Consider the following 19,910-nt stretch of genomic DNA (forward strand, 5'->3'; position numbering starts at 1 on the left):
CTCCTCCTCCCCCCCCCCCCCCCCCCCCCCCCCCCCCCCCCCCCCCCCCCCCCCCCCCCCCCCCCCCCCCCCCCCCCCCCCCCCCCCCCCCCCCCGGCCCTCGGCGTGTGCACGCTGAGAGCGTCACGGACCGGCTTGGTGAACCCGGCGGGCCGGCGCCACGGACGGAGAAAGAGACATGAGCGCACAGACCTACCTCGCGTACGACTATCCGCTGCTGAGCGCCTTCTGGACCATGCTGGTGTTCTTCCTGTGGATCATGTGGTTCATCCTGCTGTTCCGGATCATCGTCGACATCTTCCGCGACGACGACCTGAGCGGCTGGGCCAAGGCCGGCTGGACGCTCTTCGTGATCGTGCTGCCCTTCCTGGGCGTCTTCGTCTACCTGATCGCCCGCGGCAAGGGCATGGGCGCCCGGGAGATCAACGAGGCGCGGACCCGGCAGGAGGCCTTCGACTCCTACGTCCGGGAGACCGCCCGGGGCGGCCCCAGCAGCGCCGACGAACTCAGCAAGCTCTCCGACATGCGCTCCCGCGGTGACATCACCGACGAGGAGTTCCGCAGGGCGAAGGAACTCGTCCTCAGCGGCGCCGGACCGCAGCAGCGGTAGTCCGTTTCCCACCCCTCACGGGCGCTGACCCGCGCCCCGTGTGAATCGAGGCATGCACATGGCTACGACGCACCACACCCACGGCCACACCTCCTCCGCCAAGCAGGCGTGGGCGGGCGGGCTCACGATGTTCGCGGGCGTCATGCTGATGGTCGCCGGGATGCTCGGTGTGTTCCGCGGCATCATGGCGATCGCGCAGGACGACGTCTTCGTCACGACACCCAACTACGTCTTCAAGTTCGACCTCACCAGCTGGGGCTGGATCCATCTGGTGCTGGGCGTGATCGCCCTGGTGGTCAGCTTCGGGCTGTTCCAGCCGTCGCTGTGGGCACGCGTCGGCGGCATCACCATCGCCGGGCTGGTCATCATCGCCAACTTCCTCTCCCTGCCGTACTACCCGGTGTGGTCCGTGGTGATGATCGCCCTGTCCGGCTTCATCATCTGGGCCCTGTGCGTGGTCCAGCGGGACGAGTTCGCCGAGAGCCCGTAGCGGCACGAGCAGCTCCGGCACCGTCGCCCCGCGCCGGCGGGCCCCGAAAGGGGCCTGCCGGCCGCCGACGTTTTCAGGCCGCTCCGCCGCCGACGCCCTGGCCCGACCGCTGCTGGGGGATCACCACCGCTCCCTGCTGGAGGGAGACCGAACGGGTCGGGGCCGGGACGGAGATGCCCTCCTGCTGGAAGCGCCGGTGCAGACGCTTGATGAACTCGTGCTTGATCCGGTACTGGTCGCTGAACTCGCCGACGCCCAGGACCACCGTGAAGCCGATGCGGGAGTCGCCGAAGGTGTGGAAGCGGATCGCGGGCTCGTGCTCCGCGACGGCGCCCTCGACCTCGCGCATGGTCTCCGCGACGACCTCCGCCGTGACCCGCTCCACGTGCTCCAGATCGGCGTCGTAGCCCACGCCCGCCTGGACCAGCACCGTCAACCGCTGTTCGGGGCGGGTGTAGTTGGTCATGTTGGCCTTCGCCAGCTGGCCGTTGGGGATGACCACGAGGTTGTTGGAGAGCTGGCGGACCGTCGTCTGGCGCCAGTTGATGTCCACCACATAGCCCTCCTCCCCGCTGCTCAGCCGGATGTAGTCGCCCGGCTGGACGGTCCGGGAGGCGAGGATGTGGACGCCCGCGAAGAGGTTGGCGAGCGTGTCCTGGAGGGCCAGCGCGACGGCCAGACCGCCCACGCCGAGGGCGGTCAGCAGCGGCGCTATGGAGATGCCGAGGGTTTGCAGCACCACCAGGAAGCCGATGGCGAGGACCAGCACCCGGGTGATGTTGACGAAGATGGTCGCCGAACCGGCCACGCCGGAGCGGGACTGGGTGACCGTCTGCACCAGACCGGCGATGACCCGGGCGGCGGACAGGGTCACCACGAAGATGACCCCGACCTCGAGGATCTGGTTCACATGGTGCTGGACGGGCCGGGTGAGCGGCAGCACGGCCGCGGCCGCCGCCGCGCCGCCCGCGATCGCCGCCCACGGCACGACCGAGCGCAGCGCGTCCACGATGACGTCGTCGCCGCTCCAGCGGGTCCGCTTGGCGTGCTTGGCGAGCCACCGCAGCACCGCCCGGGAGAGGAAGGCGAGCAGCAGGCCCGCGGCCAGGGCGATGCCGGCGAGGACCAGGTCGTCCAGGGTCAGGGCGCGGTTCACCGGTCACCTCCGAGGCGCGGAGCGGCTGCGGGGAGCCTGGTGTGAAGTCTCGTCACGGTGTCACCTGCTCGATGTCCGGGATGTGCGATCGCGCCGGCCCGGAACTCCGGTGACCGGCGCGATCGCTCATCCTGCCGTATCCGGCACACCAGTTCGCACCCGGACCGGCGCTTGCCGGACAGCCGCTCAGATGATGCCCTCCGCGAGTTCCTCCTGGTCGCGGCCGCTGCCATAGGCGGCGGTGGGGGTGCCGTACGACCGGCGGGCCACGTACCACCAGACGCTGGCGAGGACCAGGACCACGGCGAGCGCCAGCGACGCGTAGTTCATCGTGTCGACCGTGACCGGCGAGGACTGCGGCAGACAGAACAGCACCGTCACACACGCCACCCAGACCACGGCGATCCAGCCGACCGGCCGGCTCCAGCGGCCCAGGTGCCACGGACCCGGCCGGAACCGGTCCCCGGCGCGCAGCCGCAGCAGTACCGGGATGGCGTAGGCGGGGGTGATGCCGATGACGTTGATGGCGGTCACCGCGTTGTACGCGGTCGACGAGTACAGCGACGGCAGCGCGAGGACGCCGGCCACGACCACCGACAGCCATACGGCGGCCACCGGGGTCTGGGTGCGGCCGCTGACCGTGCGCCACAGGTGGGAGCCGGGCAGCGCGCGGTCCCGGCTGAACGCGAACACCATCCGGCTGGCCGCGGCGACTTCGGCGTTCCCGCAGAACAGCTGGGCGATGATCACGACGAGCAGCAGCGCGCTCGCGCCGTTCGTGCCGAGGCCGTCGAGCAGGATCTGCGCGGGCGGCACCCCGGTGGCGGTGGTGCGGGTGGCGTCGTAGTCCTGGATGGCGAAGGTCAGCCCGGCGAGCAGGACGAAGCCCGCGAGCCAGGAGACCCAGATGGACCGGACGATGCCGCGCGCGGCGGCCACCGAGGCACGCGAGGTCTCCTCGGACAGATGGGCGGAGGCGTCGTAGCCGGAGAAGGTGTACTGCGCGAGCAGCAGCCCGATCGCCGCCACGTAGAGGGGGTTGTGCCAGCCGGTCTCGTTGGCGAACTTCCCGAAGACGAAGGACGGCGACTGGTGGTGGTCGGGGACGATGGCGAGCGCGCCGACGATCAGGGCGACACCCGCCAGATGCCACCACACGCTGACCGAGTTGAGCAGGCTGACCAGGCGGACCCCGAACAGGTTCAGCACGGCGTGCAGCAGCAGGATGGCGCAGAAGATCAGCATGGTCCGGCCCGGTGTCGGCGTGAAGCCCCACCGCAGGTTGGCGAAAGCGCCGGTGAACAGCGCGGCGCCGTAGTCGATGCCGGCGATCGCGCCGAGCAGGCCGAGCAGGTTCAGCCAGCCCGTGTACCAGCCCCAGCGGCGCCCGCCGAGCCGGTCGGCCATGTAGTACAGGGCGCCGGAGGTCGGATAGGCGCTGGTGACCTCGGCGAGCGCGAGCCCGACGCACAGGACGAACAGGCCGACCCCCGCCCAGCCCCACAGCATCACGGCGGGCCCGCCGGTGTTCAGGCCGAAGCCGTACAGGGTCATGCAGCCGGACAGGATCGAGATCACCGAGAAGCTGATCGCGAAGTTGCCGAAGCCGCCCATCCGGCGGGCCAGCACCGGCTGGTAGCCGAGTTCGCGCAGCCGCTGCTCCTCGTCCTGGGGCGGCGGCCCCGAGGCGGGCACGGGGTCGGAAGTGCGGGGGGACATGCGGAAACCTCCGGAGTCAAGGGGCCTGCGATCAGGGGGAGTTCACGGACGGGGGTCGTCGGCGGCCGCCCGGCAGCGGTCCCGGGCCTGGGTGAAGACCTCCACGGCACGGCCCCGGTCCGGGGTGCGGTACATCCAGGGCGCGGGGGTGACATAGGGGCCGATCGCCTCGAACACCCGGGCCGCGTCCGGGAAGAGCAGCGCACCCCACAGGGCGTGCGCGAGGTGGTTGAGGTCCAGCGGCGAGGCCTCGGCGTGCGGCGCCCGGTCGAACCAGGAACGCAGCCCGTGCCGTGCCTCGCGGGTCGCGTCGTCGGCCACCCAGTGCAGATCGAGCGCCGCGTCGTACCCGCTGCTCCGGCGGTAGCGCTCGACCCGGACGTACAGCGGCAGCAGATGCACCGCGGAACCCGGCGGGGCCTCGGCGGCGGCCCACTGGGCGTAGCCGGCGGCCTCCGTGAGCCGGTCCGAGCCGCCGCGCGCGTACAGGAACTGGAGCATCCGGTGGTGGGCCTCACGGTTGTACGGGTCGCGGGCGTGCGCCTCGGCCAGCAGCCCCCACGGACCCGGCGGCAGCAGCGGCCCGGGCGGCGCGGCCCGGTGCTCCTCCCAGCGCTGCTCCGGATCGAGCTGGGCCAGCGCCAGCAGGCATATCCAGGGCACCGGGTCCCGCGGTGCGATGCGGGTGGCCGTCTGCGCGGCGTCCCAGGCCTCGATCCACAACTCGTGGGTACGGCGGTGCCGTTCGCGCTGCGCCCGCAGCGCCCGCTCGACCCCCACCCGGGCCTGCATCACCGCCGCGTGGACGCTGTCCGGTTCCTCCGTGAGCCAGGCCCGCACCACGTCGCTGCCGGCCGCGACGGTCGCGAGGACCTGGGTGCGCCGGGTCCACTCCCAGCCCCGCGTGGTCTCCGCGAGCAGCGCGCGCATGGCCATCCAGCGGCCGGTGCGCAGCTCCTGGAGCGCGGCGCGCAGGGCGTGGTCGGGGCCCGCGGGGTCGTAGGAGAGGCGTGCTCCTTCCCTGGCCATCAGCCGTCGGCCCCGTGGCCCGGGGGCGCGGGCGAGGCGGCGGGGTGACGTGGCAACAGCCCTCCCCTGGGCGGTGTTCGTGATGTTCCTGGTCCTGGTCGGCGGTCACTATAGAGGGGTCGCCGGAACCCCGCCATTGTTATCAACTCAACTAACCAGCCATGTGAGTTGATAACCCGTCAGTAGCGCTTGACGCTGGGCGCGGCACGGCGGCAGGCTGACGCGGTGATCTTCACAGCGAAGTGCGGGAGGACGCGATGACCGGGCCGGTGCTCGCCGTCGACCAGGGCACGTCCGGCACCAAGGCGCTCGTCGTCTGCCCGGACCGCGGTGTGCTCGGCACCGGCTTCGCCGAGGTACGGCCGCGCCACCTGCCCGGCGGCCTGGTCGAGGTGGACCCGGCCGAGCTGTACGCCTCGGTCCTCGACGCCGGCCGGCAGGCGCTCGCCGCGGCGGGGGAGGACGTCGTCGCGCTGGGCCTGGCCAACCAGGGCGAGACCGTCCTCGCCTGGGACCCCGGCACCGGCCGCCCGCTCACCGACGCTCTGGTGTGGCAGGACCGGCGCGCCGCCACCGTGTGCGAGGAACTCGCCGAGCACGCCGAGGAGTTGCACCACCTCACCGGGCTCCCGCTGGACCCGTACTTCGCCGCGCCCAAGATGGCCTGGATTCGCCGTCACCTCACCCGCGACGGCGTCGTCACCACCTCCGACGCCTGGCTGGTCCACCGCCTCACCGGCGCCTTCGCCACCGACGCCGCCACCGCCGGCCGCACCCAGCTGCTCGGCCTCGACGACACCGAGTGGTCCCCGCGCGCCCTCGACCTGTACGGCCTGACCGGTGAACGCCTCCCCGAGGTGACCGACGTCGCCCAGCCGGTCGGTACGACCACGGCGTTCGGCCGGGAGATCCCGCTCACCGGACTGATCGTCGACCAGCAGGCCGCCCTGCTCGCCCAGCGCGTCACCGCGCCGGGGGCGGCCAAGTGCACCTACGGCACCGGGGCGTTCCTGCTCGCCCACACCGGCGAGCGCCCGCTGCGCAGCGCCTCCGGCCTGGTCGGCTGCGTGGCCTGGCGGCTGGCCGGAGCCACCGGCTACTGCCTGGACGGCCAGGTGTACACGGCCGCGTCCGCCGTCCGCTGGCTCACCGACCTCGGTGTCCTCGCCTCCGCGGCCGACCTCGACCGGGTCGGCGGCTCGGTCGCCGACAGCGGCGGCGTCACCTTCGTCCCCGCCCTCGCCGGGCTCGCCGCCCCCTGGTGGCGCGGCGACCTGCGCGGCTCGCTCACCGGCCTCGGCCTCGACACCACCGCCGGGCACCTGGTGCGCGCCCTGTGCGAGGGGCTCGCCGCCCAGGTCGCCGAACTCGCGGACGCCGCCGCGGCCGACCTGGGCGGCCCGCTGGAGGTGCTCCGCGTGGACGGCGGGCTGACCCGTTCCGCGCTGCTCATGCAGGCGCAGGCGGATCTGCTCCAGCGCCCGGTGGAGGTCTCGGCACTCGCCGACGCCACGGCCCTGGGCGCGGCGGCCCTGGCCCGGGTGGGGGCCGCCGACGGGCTGAGCATCGAGGAGGCGCTGCCCGAGTGGAAGCCGGCCGCGGTGTACGAGCCGCGCATCCCGCCGGAGACGGCGGAGGAACGCCGGGCGGCTTTCCGGGCGGCGGTCGCTTCCATGCTGGGCGGGGGCTGAGCGGGGGATAGGGGGCGACGGCGGCGTGGGGAGCGGGGGCCGGGGGCGACGGCTGGTGTCCGGAGCGGGGGCCGGGGCAACGGCCGGTGTCCGGAGCGGGGGAGAGGGACACGGTCGCGGACCGGAGCGCCGGTCCGTGGGAGCCGCACGCCGACCTGGGCGGCCCGCCGGAGGCACTTCGCGCGGACGATGCTGAGCCGGGGAGAGGGGGACGGCCGGCGTCCGGATCGCCGGTCCGGCGGGGCTGGTCGCGTCCATCCGGCGGAGCCGTATGCCGACCTGGGCGGCCTGCTGGGGGTGCTCCGTGTGGACGGCGGGCTGACCCGTTCCGCGCTGCTCATGCAGGCGCAGGCGGATCTGCTCCGGCGGCCGGTCGGGGTCTCGGCGGCGGTCTCTCACCTGCTGGGCGGGGACAGGGGAGCGACGGAGGCGTCCGGAATGCCGGCCGGCGGGGCTGGTCGCGTCCATCCGGCGGAGCCGTTCTGCGCCTCAGATCACCTTCAGCCGGACCAGTGCCCCCAGCGTCAGCGCGCCCGGCACCAGGGGGAGCCACACCGTGATGATCCGGTAGGCCAGGACCACCGCCAAGCGCCAGCCCGGCGGGGCTGGTCGCGCCCGCCCGGCGGAGCCGTTCTGCGCCTCAGATCACCTTCAGCCGGACCAGTGCCCCCAGCGTCAGCGCGCCTGGCACCAGGGGGAGCCACACCGTGATGATCCGGTAGGCCAGGACCACCGCCGTGGCCACCGCCACCGGACCGCCCACCGCGACCAGCGCCACGATCAGTGACGCCTCGACCGAGCCCAGGCCGCCCGGCGTGGGTACCAGCGCCACCGCGGCCGTGGCGGCGAGATAGGCGAGCACCATGTGCGCGGGCGGCACCGGCAGCCGCAGCGCCTGGCCGACCGCCGCCAGACCGGCCGCCTGGAGCGCCGGGAAGGCCAGCGAGCCGCCCCACAGGGCCAGCGCCCGGACCGGCCGGGTGTGCACCGAGCGCGCCTCGCCGAGGGCGTCCCGCACGAACCCCGAGACGCGCCGGCGCAGCGGTCGTACCCAGGCCAGGGCGGCCGCCCCGCCCGCCAGCAGACCGGCCGCGCCGAGCAGCAGCGGGAGCGCCGACCCGCCCGGGAGCAGCGGGCCGAGCCGCAGCGCGTCCGGGAAGGCGATCAGCAGCGTGGCCAGCAGACCCAGCCGGCCCACGCACTCGGCGAGCAGATACAGGGCGAGCGCGGCCGAGGAACGGGCGAGCGGCACCCCGCACACGGTCATGAATCGCAGGTTCACCGCGCTCGCGCCGAGCCCGGTCGGCAGCAGATGGTTGGCGGCGGCCGCCGCGAACTGGGTGGCCAGCAGCCGCCCCTTCGGCAGCGGCTGCACCACCGCGCCCTGCCGGGTGCACGCGGCCGCCACCCAGGTCAGACAGGTCGCGCCGGCCGCGGCCAGCAGCCACGGCCAGGAGGCGGTACGCAGCTGGCCGAAGCCCTCGGCGAGCACCGAGCGGTTCCGTACGGCGGCCACGGCGACCAGCAGGACCGGCAGCAGGCACAGCACCTGGCGCAGCGGGACGCGACGGGGGAGTCGTCCCCGGGACAGCGGCGGCAGCGGAGGGAGCGGGACGGCGGTCATATCCGCAGAGGTTCTCCCGGCCGCGCCAACGGCGGGTGGCAGCAGCGGGGACGGCGGCTTACAGACGGGGGTCATCGGGGCCTTCGCGAGAGTCGGGGCCTGCACGGGCGCGGTCGCCGGGCGGGGTGAAAAGGCAGGAACATTGACCTCAACGATGCTTGAGGTTCTACGTTCTCTCCCATGAGCATGGAGACCACCGCCTGGACGCAGCTGCACAGCGTGATGAACGCGCAGGCAGACCGCCGTCCCCTCGCCCGCGCCACACTGCGCCGCATCGCCGCCTTCGCCCGCCCGCACCGCGCGGGCATCGTCCGGTTCGTCCTGCTCGGGGTGGTGACGGCACTCCTCGCCGTGGCCACCCCCGTGCTCGCCGGCCGCGTCGTCGACGCGATCGTGGCGGGGCACGACTCCGGCAGGGTGATCCGGCTCTCCCTGCTCATCGCCCTCGTCGCGTTCGCCGAGGCAGGGCTCGGCATCCTCGGCCGGCGGCTGTCGGCGACGCTCGGGGAGGGACTCATCCTCGATCTCAGAACGGCTGTGTTCGATCATGTGCAGCGCATGCCCGTCGCGTTCTTCACACGGACTCGTACGGGAGCGCTGGTCAGCCGTCTCAACAACGACGTGATCGGCGCCCAGCGCGCCTTCGCCAACACCCTGTCCGGCGTGGTGAGCAACCTGGTCACGCTGCTGCTCACGCTCGCCGTGATGCTCACCCTGTCCTGGCAGATCACCCTGCTCGCGCTCGTCCTGCTGCCGGTGTTCGTGCTGCCCGCGCGCCGCATGGGCAGCAGGATGGCCCGGATGCAGCGGGAGGCGGCGGCGCTGAACGCGGCCATGGGCACCCGGATGACCGAGCGCTTCTCGGCCCCCGGCGCCACCCTGGTCAAGCTGTTCGGCCGCCCCGAGGAGGAGTCGGACGAGTTCGCGGCCCGCGCCGCCCGGGTCCGGGACATCGGCGTCCGCACGGCCACCGCCCAGTCCGTCTTCATCACCTCCCTCACCCTCGTCTCCGCCCTCGCCCTGGCCCTCGTCTACGGCCTCGGCGGCTGGTTCGCGCTGCACGGCACCCTCCAGCCGGGCGCCGTCGTCTCCCTCGCCCTGCTGCTGACCCGCCTGTACGCCCCGCTGACCGCGCTCGCCGGGGCCCGGGTCGAGGTGATGAGCGCCCTGGTCAGCTTCGAGCGGGTCTTCGAGGTGCTGGACCTGAAGCCGCTGATCGAGGAGAAGCCGGACGCGGTCCCGGCGCCCGAGGGCCCGGTCGCCGTCGAGTTCGACGACGTCCGCTTCGGCTACCCCGCGGCCGACCAGGTCTCGCTGGCCTCCCTGGAGGAGGTCGCCGCGCTCGACACCCGGGGCGGCACCGAGGTCCTGCACGGCATCTCCTTCCGCGCCGAACCCGGCCAGACCGTCGCCCTCGTGGGCTCCTCCGGCGCCGGCAAGTCCACCATCGCCCAGCTGCTGCCGCGCCTGTACGACGTCGATTCCGGCGCCGTCCGGATCGGCGGCGTCGACGTCCGGGACCTGACCGCCGCCTCGCTGCGCGGCACCCTCGGCATGGTGACCCAGGACGGTCACCTGTTCCACGACAGCGTCCGCGCCAACCTGCTGCTGGCCCGGCCCGACGCGTCGGACGCCGAGCTGTGGGACGCCCTGGAACGCGCCCGCCTCGCCGAGGTCGTACGGTCCCTGCCCGACGGCCTGGACACGGTCGTCGGCGAGCGCGGCTACCGGCTCTCCGGCGGGGAGCGCCAGCGCATGACCATCGCCCGGCTGCTGCTGGCCCGGCAGCGCGTGGTCATCCTGGACGAGGCCACCGCACACCTGGACAACACCTCCGAGGCGGCCGTGCAGGAGGCCCTCACCGAGGCCCTGGAGGGGCGCACCGCCGTGGTGATCGCCCACCGCCTGTCCACCGTGCGGGCCGCCGACCAGATCCTGGTGGTGGAGGCGGGCCGGATCGCGGAACGCGGCACGCACGAGGAGCTGCTGGCGGCGGACGGACGCTACGCCGAGCTGTACCGGACGCAGTTCGCCCAGCGCGAGCCGGCCGAGCCGGCGGGGGAGGCGGCGGCGATCTGAGCCCCGGACGTCCGGATCACCCCTCCCGACGTGTGAGCACCGCGGGTCTGGATACGCGGTCGTACGGCAGCACGCCTGACGGGACGGGGAATCCATGCCATGACCAGCGAACACCAGTCCGGCCACCGCTCCCACCACTCCGAGGTCACCCTCAGGGTGAACGGGAAACCGCACACACTGCTCGTCGACCACCGGCGCGTCCTGCTGGACCTGCTGCGCGAGGACCTCGGTCTCACCGGGTCCAAGAAGGGCTGCGACCACGGCCAGTGCGGCGCCTGCACCGTGCTGGTCGACGGCCGCCGGCTCAACAGCTGTCTGCTGCTCGCCGTCGCCCTCGACGGCAGCGAGATCACCACCGTCGAGGGCCTCGGCGGCGACGGCGAGGGGCCGCACCCGCTGCAACGGGCCTTCCTGGACCGCGACGCCTTCCAGTGCGGCTACTGCACCCCGGGACAGCTCTGCTCCGCCGTGGGCATGATCGCCGAGGCCCGGGCCGGCCACCCCTCCCAGGTCACCGACCCCGCGGCCCCCTCCGGCCGGCCCGTCCCGCTGGACCGGTCCGAGATCCGGGAGCGCATGAGCGGCAACCTGTGCCGCTGCGGCGCCTATCCGCGCATCGTGGAGGCGGTGGAGGACGTGATCCCGTGAACGGCTTCGGATACCTCAGGCCCGCCACCGTCCAGGAGGCCGTCGAGGCCTGCGCCGCCCACCCCGGCGCCCGCTTCCTGGCCGGCGGCACCAACCTGGTCGACCTGATGAAACTCGGCGTGGAACGCCCCGCCGTCCTCATCGACGTGAACCGGCTGCCGCTGGACACCGTCGAGGAACTGTCCGACGGGGCGCTGCGGGTCGGCGCCACCGTCCGCAACAGCGACCTCGCCGCCGACCCCCGGGTCCGCGACCGCTACCCGGTGCTGTCCCAGGCCCTCCTGGCCGGCGCCTCCGGGCAGCTGCGCAACGCCGCCACCACCGGCGGCAACGTGCTCCAGCGCACCCGCTGCCCCTACTTCCAGGACCTGGACAAGCCCTGCAACAAGCGCGAGCCGGGCAGCGGCTGCGGCGCCCGGGAGGGCGTCCACCGCGACCACGCCGTCCTCGGCCACTCCGCGCACTGCATCGCCACCCACCCCTCCGACCTGGCTGTCGCCCTCGCCGCCCTGGACGCCCAGGTCGAGCTGTACGGCACCGAGGGCCCCCGCACCGTCCCGGTGGCCGACTTCCACCGGCTGCCCGGCGACCACCCGGAGCGGGACACCGAGATCCGCCCCGGCGAGCTGATCACCGGCGTGCTGCTCCCGGCCGCCCCCGCCGGTGCCCCCTCCGCCTACCGCAAGGCCCGGGACCGGGCGTCGTACGCCTTCGCGCTCGCCTCCGTCGCCGTCGTGCTGCGGGTGACGGACGGGACCGTCGAGCACGTCGGACTCGCCTTCGGCGGCCTCGCCCACCGGCCCTGGAAGGCCCGCCACGCCGAACGGGCCCTGCACGGCGCTCCCGCCACGCCGGCCGCCTTCGAGGGAGCCGTCGACCTGGAACTCGACCACGCCGAGCCCCTGCGCGACAACGCCTACAAGGTGCCCCTGGCCCACAACCTCGCCCTGGACGTCCTCAACCGCCTCGCCCCCACGCCCGCCGGCGTCTGAGCCGGCCGGCCCACCCCGGGAGGAACCCATGACCGGAACTGCCCTGGGCGCCCCCGCCGAGCGGCGGGAAGGACGGCAGAAGGTCACCGGCGCCGCCCGCTACGCCGCCGAGTACCCGCAGCCCGGCCGCGCCTACGGCTGGCCGGTGCCCGCCGCGGTCGCCCGTGGCCGGGTCGCGGCCGTGGACACCTCCGCCGCCCTCGCGCTGCCCGGCGTCCTCGCCGTCCTCACCCCCGGCGACGCGGCGCGCCTCGCCGAGCCGGAGGACGCCACCCTCGCCGTACTGCGGGGGCCGGACGTGCCGCACCGGGGCTGGTGCGTGGCGCTGGCCGTCGCCGACACCCTGGAGACGGCCCGCGCCGCGGCCCGGGCGGTCCGCGTCACCTACGCCACCGAACCCCACGACGCCGTCCTGGACCCCGATCACCCGGACGCCTTCGAGCCGGAGGAGGCCAACGCCGGCTATCCCGGCCGGGTGGAGCAGGGCGACCCGGAGGCCGCCTTCGCCGCCGCCGAGGTCCGGGTCGACGCCGTCTACCGGGTGCCCACGCTGCACAACCACCCCATGGAGCCGCACACCAGCACCGCCCACTGGGACGGGGACCGGCTCACCGTCCACACCTCCAGCCAGGGCGGTACGACCGTCCGCTCCGTGCTCGCCGAGATGTTCGAGCTGCCCGAAGAGCAGATCACCGTCGTCACCGAGCACGTCGGCGGCGGCTTCGGCTCCAAGGGCACGCCCCGCCCCGACGTCGTGCTCGCCGTGCTGGCGGCGCGCCGCACCGGCCGCCCGGTCACCGTCGCCTGGCCCCGCCGGTATCTGCCCGTCACCGTCGGCCACCGCGCGCCCACCCTCCAGCGGCTGCGGCTCGGCGCGGACCGCACCGGCCGGCTCACCGCCCTGCTGCACGAGGCGACCACTTACACCTCCCGGGTCAAGGAGTTCGTGGAGCAGGCCGCGGTGCCGGCCCGCGTCATGTACGCCACCGAGAACCTGCTCAGCGCCCACCGGGTCGTCCCCCTGGACGTGCCCACACCGTCCTGGATGCGCGCCCCCGGCGAGGCTCCCGGCATGTACGCCCTGGAGTCGGCGATGGACGAACTCGCCGACGCGCTCGGCATGGACCCGGTGGAGCTGCGGGTCGCCAACGAACCGGACCGGGAGCCCGGCAGCGACAGGCCGTTCAGCAGCCGGCACCTGGTGGAGTGCCTGCGCGAGGGAGCCCGCCGCTTCGGCTGGGCCGACCGCGACCCGCACCCCGGCACCCGCCGCGAGGGCCCGCTGCTGATCGGCACCGGGGTGGCCGCGGCCACCTACCCGGCCTCGGCCGTCCCGGCCACCGCCACGGCCGAGGCCCGCGCCGACGGCAGCTTCGTCGTACGGACCAACGCCACCGACATCGGAACCGGCGCCCGGACCGTGCTCGCGCAGATCGCCGCCGACGCCCTCGGCGTGCCCCTCGGCCGGGTGAGCATCGAGATCGGGAACAGCGACCTGCCCTCGGCATGGCTGGCCGGCGGCTCCATGGGCACCGCGTCCTGGGGCTGGGCGGTGCACCAGGCGTGCACCGACCTCGCGGCCCGGCTCACCGGCCCGCCGCCGCCCGAGGGAGTCACCGCGCGCGCCGACACCAACGGCATCGCCGACGCGGACAGCCCCTACGCCCGGCACGCCTTCGGCGCGCACTTCGCCGAGGTCGCCGTCGACACGGTGACCGGCGAGATCCGGGTGCGGCGGCTGCTCGGCGTCTTCGCCGCCGGGCGGATCCTCAACGCCCGTACCGGCCGCTCCCAGTTCGTCGGCGGCATGATCATGGGTCTGGGCATGGCCCTCACCGAACACAGCACCCTGGACCGGGCGTTCGGCGACTTCCCGGAGGCCGACCTCGCCTCCTACCATGTGCCCGCCCACGCGGACGTGCCCGACGTCGAGGCCTACTGGGTGGACGAGGACGACCCCCATCTCAACCCCATGGGCAGCAAGGGCATCGGCGAGATCGGCATCGTCGGCACGGCCGCCGCCCTCGGCAACGCCGTGCACCACGCCACCGGCATCCGGTTCCGCGACCTGCCCCTGACCCCGGACCGGATCCTCACGGCGCTGCTGTCCGAGGGGTGAGGGCCGGCCGGAGGAGCGTGGTACGGGAGGGCGGGCCTGGGTGTCGGGGGGCTAACCCGCCTTCGATCTGTTGGGGCGTCACGCCGGGCCGGGCGGCAGGTGCACCGTCATGATCAGATGGCAGGTCCCGGTGCCCGCGCCACGGTAGGTGTGGGCGGTGTCGCCGTCGAACGTCGCCGTCTGTCCCGCCGTGACCGGGTACTCGGCGCCGTCGACCACGAGCACCATCCGCCCGGCGGTGACGCTGACCGTTTCGGTCACGCCCGCCTGGTGGGGGTGGCTGGGGTACTCCTCGCCGGGCTCCAGGGTCCAGCGCCAGACCTCGGTGGCCGCCGGGCCGCCGGTGGTCAGCATGAGCCGGGCCTCGCTGCCGTGCTCCCCCTTCCACAGAGGCGGGACGGCGTCGGCGCTCACCACCCGGACGCGTTCCTCGGCCCGGCCCTCCATCAGGGCCGAGACGGAGACGCCGAGGGTGTCGGCGAGGCGGACCAGGGTGGCGAAGTTCGGGTTGCCCTGGGCCTTCTCGAGGGCGACCAGGGCACCCTTGCTCACCTTGGCGCGGCGGCCGAGTTCGTCCAGGGACAGCCCGGCGCGGGTGCGGGCCGCGCGAACGTTGTGCGCCAGCGTCCGCAGGGCCGCCTCGGTCCCGGTCATCGCTCTCACCCCTCCAGGGCGGTTCAGTGGACTGCACCACGCGGTCGTTCAGTTGACGGATGGCGGTCGGTGCGTTGTACGGTGTGGTCGTTCCATTGATGGTAAGGGATGTGCCGTGATCGCTCTGCTGCTGGCCCTGGGCAGCTCGCTGGCCTACGGATGCGCCGACTTCCTGGGTGGTCTGGGCGCCCGCGAGGCCCACGTGCTGCGCACCGTGCTGATCGCCGCCCCGGCCTCGCTCACCGTCGAACTGCTGCTGTGGCCCTTCCTCGACGCCTCCTTCGCCCCCGCCACCCTCGCGTGGGGCGCCGCGTCCGGGGTGGCGTCGGCGGCCGCGTTCGCCCTGCTGTACCGCACGCTCGCGATCGGCCCGATGAACGTCCTGTCCCCGGTCACCGCGCTGGTCTCGGCGATGCTGCCGGTCGCGGTCGGGCTGGTGCAGGGCGAGCAGCTGGGGCCGGCCGGCCTGACCGGCCTGCCGCTGGCGCTGGCGGCGGTGGTGCTGGTCAGCGCCGGACACGGGGCGAAGTCGGCCCGCCCGTCGCGCACCGCGCTGCTGCTCGCCCTCGGCGCCGGGGCCGCCATCGCCCTTCAGCTCGTCTTCCTGCACCAGGCTCCCTCCGACAGCGGCGTCGGCCCGCTCATCGTCGGCCGCGCCGTGTCCTCGGCTGTCACCCTGGCCGCGGCCGGGCTGCTGTACCGGCGGCTGGGCCCGGAGAAGCCGGCGTACGCCATCTCGGCGACGGCCGGCGTGCTGGACTCGGTGGCCAACCTGCTGTTCCTGCTCGCCGCCCGCGGCGGCGACCTGGCCGTCGTCGCCGTGATCACCGCCCTGTACCCGGCCGGCACCGTCCTGCTCGCCCGCAGCGTGCTCGCCGAGCGCATCCACCGCGGACAGCTGATCGGCCTGGGCGCGGCCGCCGTCGCCGTCAGCCTGCTCGCCCTCGCCTGACCCCGCCCCCGCCCCCGCCCGGAGGAAACCGCGCATGTTCATCCTCAGCGTCAACGGCCTGCCCGGCCGGGCGCCGACGTCCCGCCCGGCTCCTACGTTCACCTGCCAGGCCACGATCGGCGACGATCCCGAGCGCGAGGCCGAGGCCGAGCTGCTGCGCGGCAACGACGCCGTCTCGACCGTATAGAGACCTGGAAGCCCTGACGCGCCCTCCCTTCCCCGCCCGCCCCTTCCCGGAACGGACCCCCTGTGACCACCTTCCGCATCAGCCCCGCCGTCGTGGACGCCTTCCCCGACACCCTGATCGCCGTCGTCACCGCCGTCGGCCTGCGCGGCCACGAACCCTGGCCCGCCACCACCGCCGCCCTCCAGGAGCTGGAAGAGCAGCTCGCCGCCGGCGCCTGGCAGCCCGCCGACGAGAGCGACCCGCGCATCGAGGCCTGGCACACCGCCTACCGCTCCTTCGGCACCAACCCCCGCCGCATCCGCCCCAGCGTCGACGCCCTCGGCCGCCGCCTCGCCAAGAGGGGCACCCTGCCCCGCATCAACCCGGCCGTCGACTCCTACAACGCCGTCTCCGTCCGCCACGGTCTGCCCGCCGGCGCCTTCGACCTGGACCAGGTCACCGGTGCCGTAGAGATCCGCCCTGCCGACGGCACCGAGACCTTCACCCCGCTCGGCGAACCCGACACGGTCGAGAACCCCAGGCCGGGCGAGATCATCTACACCGACACCACCGACGTGCTCACCCGGCACTGGAACCACCGCGACGCGCACCGCACCCGCGTCACCGAAGACTCCACCCGGGTCGCCTTCGTCCTGGAGACCGTCGCCGCCGCCCGCGACGGGCACCTGCTCAAGACCGCGGCCGACGACCTGCTGACCCTGCTCCAGCCGCACTGCGAGACGAGTACCGTGCACTACCTCGGCCCGGCACAGCCCACCGCCACCGTCTGACCCCGCGCCACTGCGGCCCCGGTCACGCGCCCGCACGCGGACCGCGCAGGTGGCCTCGACGGCGGCGGCCGGGGGCGGCACCATGCACACGGTCGACGGGGAAGGGAGTTGCCGGTATGAGCGCGACCGGCCGGTGGGCGCAGGCACAGGGCGACCGGCTGCGGGTGCTCGCGGTGGACGACGAGGAACCCGCGCTCGAGGAACTGCTGTACCTGCTGGGCGAGGACCCCCGGGTCGGCGGTGTCGTGCCCGCCTCCTCGGCGACCGAGGCGCTGCGCCGGCTGAGCCGGGCCGTGGCGGCGGGCCCGGACGGCACCGAACGCGTCGACGTCGTCTTCCTCGACATCGACATGCCCGGCCTCAACGGACTCGAACTGGCCGCGCTGCTCGGCGGGTTCGCGGACCCGCCGCTGATCGTCTTCGTCACCGCCCACGAGGACTTCGCCGTCCGCGCCTTCGACCTCAAGGCCGTCGACTACCTGCTCAAGCCCCTGCGCAAGGAGCGCTTCGCCGAGGCCGTACGGCGGGTCGCCGAGCTGACCCGGACCGGCCCCGCTCCCGCGCCCGGACCCGGCCGCGGCGACCACGTCCCCGTCGAACTCGGCGGCGTCACCCGGTTCGTGCCCATCGCGGACATCACCTACGTCGAGGCGCAGGGCGACTACGCGCGGCTGCACACCGGCGACGGCAGCCATCTGGTGCGCGTCCCGCTGACCGCGCTGGAGGAGCAGTGGCGCCCGCACGGGTTCGTCCGGATCCACCGCAGCCGCCTCGTCGCCCTCGGCCGGATCGAGGAACTCCGCCTGGACGGCGGCAACGTGACCGTCCGGATCGGCGACCGGGTGCTCGCCGTCAGCCGCCGCAACGCCCGCGAACTGCGGGACCTGCTGGCCAGCCACGCGGCGGGCCGGGCCCGCCGCGCGGACGGCACCGCGTCGAGGTGACGGACGTGTAGCGATTCTCGTACGGCGGCTGTGCCGGCGGTGGCGCTCTGCGTACACTCGCCGCACACAAGGTGATCACCGCGGCGTCGGGGAGAGCGTGATGGGTGCGGAGTCCGTCCCTCGCAGAGAGGTGGTCACCGGACGGCCGCACACACTGCACACACCGGACGGTGTGCCCGGCGCGCCGCACCCCACGGCCCCCGCGTCCCGGCCCGGCGTGGACGACCTGATGAGACGTCAACTCCGGCCGGCGATCGCCGTGTCGGCCGCACTGGCCGTCCTGCTCGGCCTGCTCCCGGTTCTGCTGCGGCTGCTGCCGGCCGCCGCCGACGCCTCCCCCCGGGTCCCGCTCGCCGTCTGGCTGCTGCTGGGCGTCGCGCCGTACCCGGCCCTGCTGGCCATCGGCGCCTGGTACGTGCGCCGGGCCGAACGCAACGAGATCCGTTCTGCCGCCCCGGCGGAGCGCCCCTGACCATGCGCCGCGCACCCGCCGGGACCCGCCCTTGAACCAGACGTACGGCATCGCGGGCGTCACGGCCGTGGTCCTCGCCACGGTCCTCGTCGGCGCGCTCGGCCTGCGGATCTCCCGCACCACCTCCGACTTCTACGTCGCCTCGCGCACCGTCGCGCCCCGGCTCAACGCCTGTGCCGTCAGCGGCGAGTACCTGTCCGCCGCCTCCTTCCTCGGCGTCGCCGGGCTCGTCCTCGCACAGGGCGTCGACATGCTGTGGTTCCCCATCGGCTACACAGCCGGATTCCTGGTCCTGCTCGCCTTCGTCGCCGCCCCGCTGCGCCGCTCCGGCGCCTACACCCTGCCCGACTTCGCCGAGGCCCGGCTGGAGTCCCGGGCCGTCCGCCGGGTCGCCGGTGTGCTCGTCGTCGGCGTCGGCTGGCTCTATCTGCTGCCCCAGCTGAGCGGCGCCGGACTGACCCTGCGGCTGCTCACCGGTCTGCCCGGCTGGCTCGGCGGGCTGGTCGTCGCGGGCGTGGTCACCGTGGCCGTGGCCGCCGGAGGCATGCGCAGCATCACCTTCGTCCAGGCCTTCCAGTACTGGCTGAAACTCACCGCCCTGCTGGTGCCCATAGCGTTCCTGCTGCTCGCCTGGCGCGCCGACCGGACCCCGGCCCCCTCCTGGGACGAGCGGCCCCTGTTCCACCGTTCCACCGAGGTGCGCGTCGACCGGCCGCTCACCCTGACCGTGCGCCGGCCGGTCCGGGTGACCGCCTCCGGAACCGTCGACGGCCGGGCCCTGCACGGCAGTTCCCTCACCCTGCCCGCGGGCCGCCACCGCATCGGCACCGGCACGGCCCTGCGCTTCCCGGCCGGAGCCGAGGTCCCCCTGCCGGACCGCCCGCCCCACGACACCGCGCCCACCAGCTGGGGCAACCCGCTTTCGGCGGACCGCGCGCAGCACAGCCTCTACGCCACCTACGGGCTGATTCTCGCCACCTTCCTCGGCACCATGGGCCTGCCGCATGTCGTCGTCCGCTTCTACACCAACCCCGACGGCCGCGCCGCCCGCCGCACCACCGTGATCGTGCTGGCCCTGCTGGGCGCGTTCTATGTGCTGGTCCCGCTGTACGGCCTGCTGGGCCGCCTGTATGCCCCCGACCTGCTCCTCACGGGCGACACCGATGCGGCCGTCCTGGTCCTGCCCGGGCGTCTGGTGGGCGGGGCCGCGGGCGATCTGCTGGGCGCGCTGGTGGCCGGCGGGGCGTGCGCGGCGTTCCTGTCCACCGCCGCCGGGCTCACCATGTCCGTGGCCGGGGTGCTCGCCCAGGACGTGCTGCCCAGCCTGGGCATCCGGCATGTGCGGCACTTCCGGCTCGCCACCGTGCCCGCGATCGCGGTGCCCACCGTCGCGGGCGCGCTGGTCGGCGATCTGCCCGTGGCCGACGCGGTCGGGCTGGCCTTCGCCGTCTCGGCGTCCTCGTTCTGTCCGTTGCTCGTCCTCGGCATCTGGTGGCGCGGCCTCACTCCGGCGGGCGCCATCGCCGGGCTCCTGCTGGGCGGCGGGTCGGCGTTCACCGCGGTGACGGCCACCATCGCCGGTATCGCCCGTTCGGGCTGGCTGCACACGCTGCTGGCCTGGCCCGCGGTGTGGTCGGTCCCGGTCGGCTTCACGGCCATGATCGTGACGTCCCTGGCCACCCGGCACCGCGTTCCGCCCGGCACCGCCGCCACCATGACCCGCCTGCACCAGCCCGAGCCCCTCCCCTGAGAAGGAGTGCCCGCATGCCCACCG

The 19,910-nt window shown here is 74.2% G+C and carries 18 protein-coding genes; 13 read left to right on the plus strand and 5 right to left on the minus strand.

Features of this window, described 5'->3' with window-relative positions; all coding sequences use genetic code 11:
* Positions 1-178 precede the first annotated feature (178 nt).
* Complete coding sequence (locus ACZ5CZ_RS07760; RefSeq protein WP_385846257.1) at positions 179-610, plus strand: SHOCT domain-containing protein; 432 nt, start codon at positions 179-181, stop codon at positions 608-610.
* 58 nt (positions 611-668) lie between these two features.
* Complete coding sequence (locus ACZ5CZ_RS07765; protein ID WP_468940189.1) at positions 669-1,100, plus strand: DUF7144 family membrane protein; 432 nt, start codon at positions 669-671, stop codon at positions 1,098-1,100.
* Positions 1,101-1,173: 73 nt separating this feature from the next.
* Here the strand turns inward: ACZ5CZ_RS07765 and ACZ5CZ_RS07770 are convergent, their stop codons facing one another.
* The 3 genes from ACZ5CZ_RS07770 to ACZ5CZ_RS07780 form a co-directional block, all read right to left on the minus strand.
* On the minus strand, positions 1,174-2,256 hold the full coding sequence (locus tag ACZ5CZ_RS07770) for a mechanosensitive ion channel family protein (protein WP_385846259.1): 1,083 nt from the start codon (positions 2,254-2,256) through the stop codon (positions 1,174-1,176).
* 186 nt (positions 2,257-2,442) lie between these two features.
* On the minus strand, positions 2,443-3,975 hold the full coding sequence (locus ACZ5CZ_RS07775; RefSeq protein WP_450784084.1) for an amino acid permease: 1,533 nt from the start codon (positions 3,973-3,975) through the stop codon (positions 2,443-2,445).
* 42 nt (positions 3,976-4,017) lie between these two features.
* Positions 4,018-5,004: a hypothetical protein gene (locus ACZ5CZ_RS07780; protein ID WP_385846261.1), complete on the minus strand. Its 987-nt coding sequence runs from the start codon at positions 5,002-5,004 to the stop codon at positions 4,018-4,020.
* Between the two features lie 257 nt (positions 5,005-5,261).
* On the opposite strand from ACZ5CZ_RS07780, the gene ACZ5CZ_RS07785 reads away from it, so the two are divergent.
* The gene (locus ACZ5CZ_RS07785; RefSeq protein ID WP_468940194.1) at positions 5,262-6,695 is read left to right on the plus strand and encodes an FGGY family carbohydrate kinase; all 1,434 of its coding nucleotides are present in this window, start codon (positions 5,262-5,264) and stop codon (positions 6,693-6,695) included.
* Positions 6,696-7,335: 640 nt separating this feature from the next.
* Here the strand turns inward: ACZ5CZ_RS07785 and ACZ5CZ_RS07790 are convergent.
* Complete coding sequence (locus tag ACZ5CZ_RS07790; RefSeq protein WP_385846263.1) at positions 7,336-8,319, minus strand: lysylphosphatidylglycerol synthase transmembrane domain-containing protein; 984 nt, start codon at positions 8,317-8,319, stop codon at positions 7,336-7,338.
* A 186-nt stretch (positions 8,320-8,505) separates the two neighbouring features.
* Between ACZ5CZ_RS07790 and ACZ5CZ_RS07795 the strand changes: the two genes are divergently transcribed.
* The 4 genes from ACZ5CZ_RS07795 to ACZ5CZ_RS07810 all read left to right on the plus strand — a co-directional run bounded on the left by ACZ5CZ_RS07795 (position 8,506) and on the right by ACZ5CZ_RS07810 (position 14,157).
* Entirely contained in the window at positions 8,506-10,398 is a 1,893-nt protein-coding gene (locus ACZ5CZ_RS07795; protein ID WP_468940731.1) for an ABC transporter ATP-binding protein, read from the plus strand.
* Between the two features lie 99 nt (positions 10,399-10,497).
* A complete protein-coding gene (locus tag ACZ5CZ_RS07800; RefSeq protein WP_468940197.1) occupies positions 10,498-11,046 on the plus strand; it encodes a (2Fe-2S)-binding protein in 549 nt (182 codons plus the stop codon).
* The gene (locus ACZ5CZ_RS07805; protein ID WP_468940199.1) at positions 11,043-12,038 is read left to right on the plus strand and encodes an FAD binding domain-containing protein; all 996 of its coding nucleotides are present in this window, start codon (positions 11,043-11,045) and stop codon (positions 12,036-12,038) included. Before ACZ5CZ_RS07800 ends, ACZ5CZ_RS07805 begins: the two co-directional genes overlap by 4 nt.
* 28 nt (positions 12,039-12,066) lie before the next feature.
* Positions 12,067-14,157: a xanthine dehydrogenase family protein molybdopterin-binding subunit gene (locus tag ACZ5CZ_RS07810; protein ID WP_468940202.1), complete on the plus strand. Its 2,091-nt coding sequence runs from the start codon at positions 12,067-12,069 to the stop codon at positions 14,155-14,157.
* 78 nt (positions 14,158-14,235) lie between these two features.
* On the opposite strand, the gene ACZ5CZ_RS07815 is transcribed toward ACZ5CZ_RS07810, so the two are convergent.
* Positions 14,236-14,811: a helix-turn-helix domain-containing protein gene (locus tag ACZ5CZ_RS07815; RefSeq protein ID WP_468940205.1), complete on the minus strand. Its 576-nt coding sequence runs from the start codon at positions 14,809-14,811 to the stop codon at positions 14,236-14,238.
* Between the two features lie 115 nt (positions 14,812-14,926).
* Here ACZ5CZ_RS07815 and ACZ5CZ_RS07820 point away from each other — a divergent pair, with 115 nt between their 5' ends.
* From ACZ5CZ_RS07820 to ACZ5CZ_RS07845, 6 genes are all read left to right on the plus strand, one after another.
* Entirely contained in the window at positions 14,927-15,763 is an 837-nt protein-coding gene (locus tag ACZ5CZ_RS07820) for an EamA family transporter (RefSeq protein WP_468940208.1), read from the plus strand.
* A 34-nt stretch (positions 15,764-15,797) separates the two neighbouring features.
* Positions 15,798-15,950, plus strand: a complete 153-nt coding sequence (locus ACZ5CZ_RS07825; protein ID WP_385846269.1) for a hypothetical protein — start codon at positions 15,798-15,800, stop codon at positions 15,948-15,950.
* 62 nt (positions 15,951-16,012) lie between these two features.
* Positions 16,013-16,720 (plus strand): B3/B4 domain-containing protein, encoded by a 708-nt coding sequence (locus ACZ5CZ_RS07830; protein WP_468940212.1) that lies wholly within the window; start codon positions 16,013-16,015, stop codon positions 16,718-16,720.
* A gap of 116 nt (positions 16,721-16,836) precedes the next feature.
* Positions 16,837-17,664, plus strand: a complete 828-nt coding sequence (locus ACZ5CZ_RS07835) for a LytR/AlgR family response regulator transcription factor (protein WP_468940215.1) — start codon at positions 16,837-16,839, stop codon at positions 17,662-17,664.
* Positions 17,665-17,893: 229 nt separating this feature from the next.
* Positions 17,894-18,136, plus strand: coding sequence for a hypothetical protein (locus tag ACZ5CZ_RS07840; protein ID WP_468940218.1), 243 nt, complete (start codon positions 17,894-17,896; stop codon positions 18,134-18,136).
* Between the two features lie 31 nt (positions 18,137-18,167).
* Complete coding sequence (locus ACZ5CZ_RS07845) at positions 18,168-19,886, plus strand: sodium/solute symporter (RefSeq protein ID WP_468940221.1); 1,719 nt, start codon at positions 18,168-18,170, stop codon at positions 19,884-19,886.
* The last annotated feature ends 24 nt before the right edge of the window (positions 19,887-19,910 follow it).

This window comes from Streptomyces sp. NPDC031418, assembly GCF_055581605.1.

Coding starts and splice junctions, on each gene's coding strand:
- ACZ5CZ_RS07760 (WP_385846257.1), top strand. CDS start 179: ATGAGCGCACAGACCTACCTCGCGTACGACTATCCGCTGCTGAGCGCC.
- ACZ5CZ_RS07765 (WP_468940189.1), top strand. CDS start 669: ATGGCTACGACGCACCACACCCACGGCCACACCTCCTCCGCCAAGCAG.
- ACZ5CZ_RS07775 (WP_450784084.1), bottom strand. CDS start 3,975: ATGTCCCCCCGCACTTCCGACCCCGTGCCCGCCTCGGGGCCGCCGCCC.
- ACZ5CZ_RS07780 (WP_385846261.1), bottom strand. CDS start 5,004: ATGGCCAGGGAAGGAGCACGCCTCTCCTACGACCCCGCGGGCCCCGAC.
- ACZ5CZ_RS07785 (WP_468940194.1), top strand. CDS start 5,262: ATGACCGGGCCGGTGCTCGCCGTCGACCAGGGCACGTCCGGCACCAAG.
- ACZ5CZ_RS07790 (WP_385846263.1), bottom strand. CDS start 8,319: ATGACCGCCGTCCCGCTCCCTCCGCTGCCGCCGCTGTCCCGGGGACGA.
- ACZ5CZ_RS07795 (WP_468940731.1), top strand. CDS start 8,506: ATGGAGACCACCGCCTGGACGCAGCTGCACAGCGTGATGAACGCGCAG.
- ACZ5CZ_RS07800 (WP_468940197.1), top strand. CDS start 10,498: ATGACCAGCGAACACCAGTCCGGCCACCGCTCCCACCACTCCGAGGTC.
- ACZ5CZ_RS07810 (WP_468940202.1), top strand. CDS start 12,067: ATGACCGGAACTGCCCTGGGCGCCCCCGCCGAGCGGCGGGAAGGACGG.
- ACZ5CZ_RS07815 (WP_468940205.1), bottom strand. CDS start 14,811: ATGACCGGGACCGAGGCGGCCCTGCGGACGCTGGCGCACAACGTTCGC.
- ACZ5CZ_RS07825 (WP_385846269.1), top strand. CDS start 15,798: ATGTTCATCCTCAGCGTCAACGGCCTGCCCGGCCGGGCGCCGACGTCC.
- ACZ5CZ_RS07835 (WP_468940215.1), top strand. CDS start 16,837: ATGAGCGCGACCGGCCGGTGGGCGCAGGCACAGGGCGACCGGCTGCGG.
- ACZ5CZ_RS07840 (WP_468940218.1), top strand. CDS start 17,894: ATGAGACGTCAACTCCGGCCGGCGATCGCCGTGTCGGCCGCACTGGCC.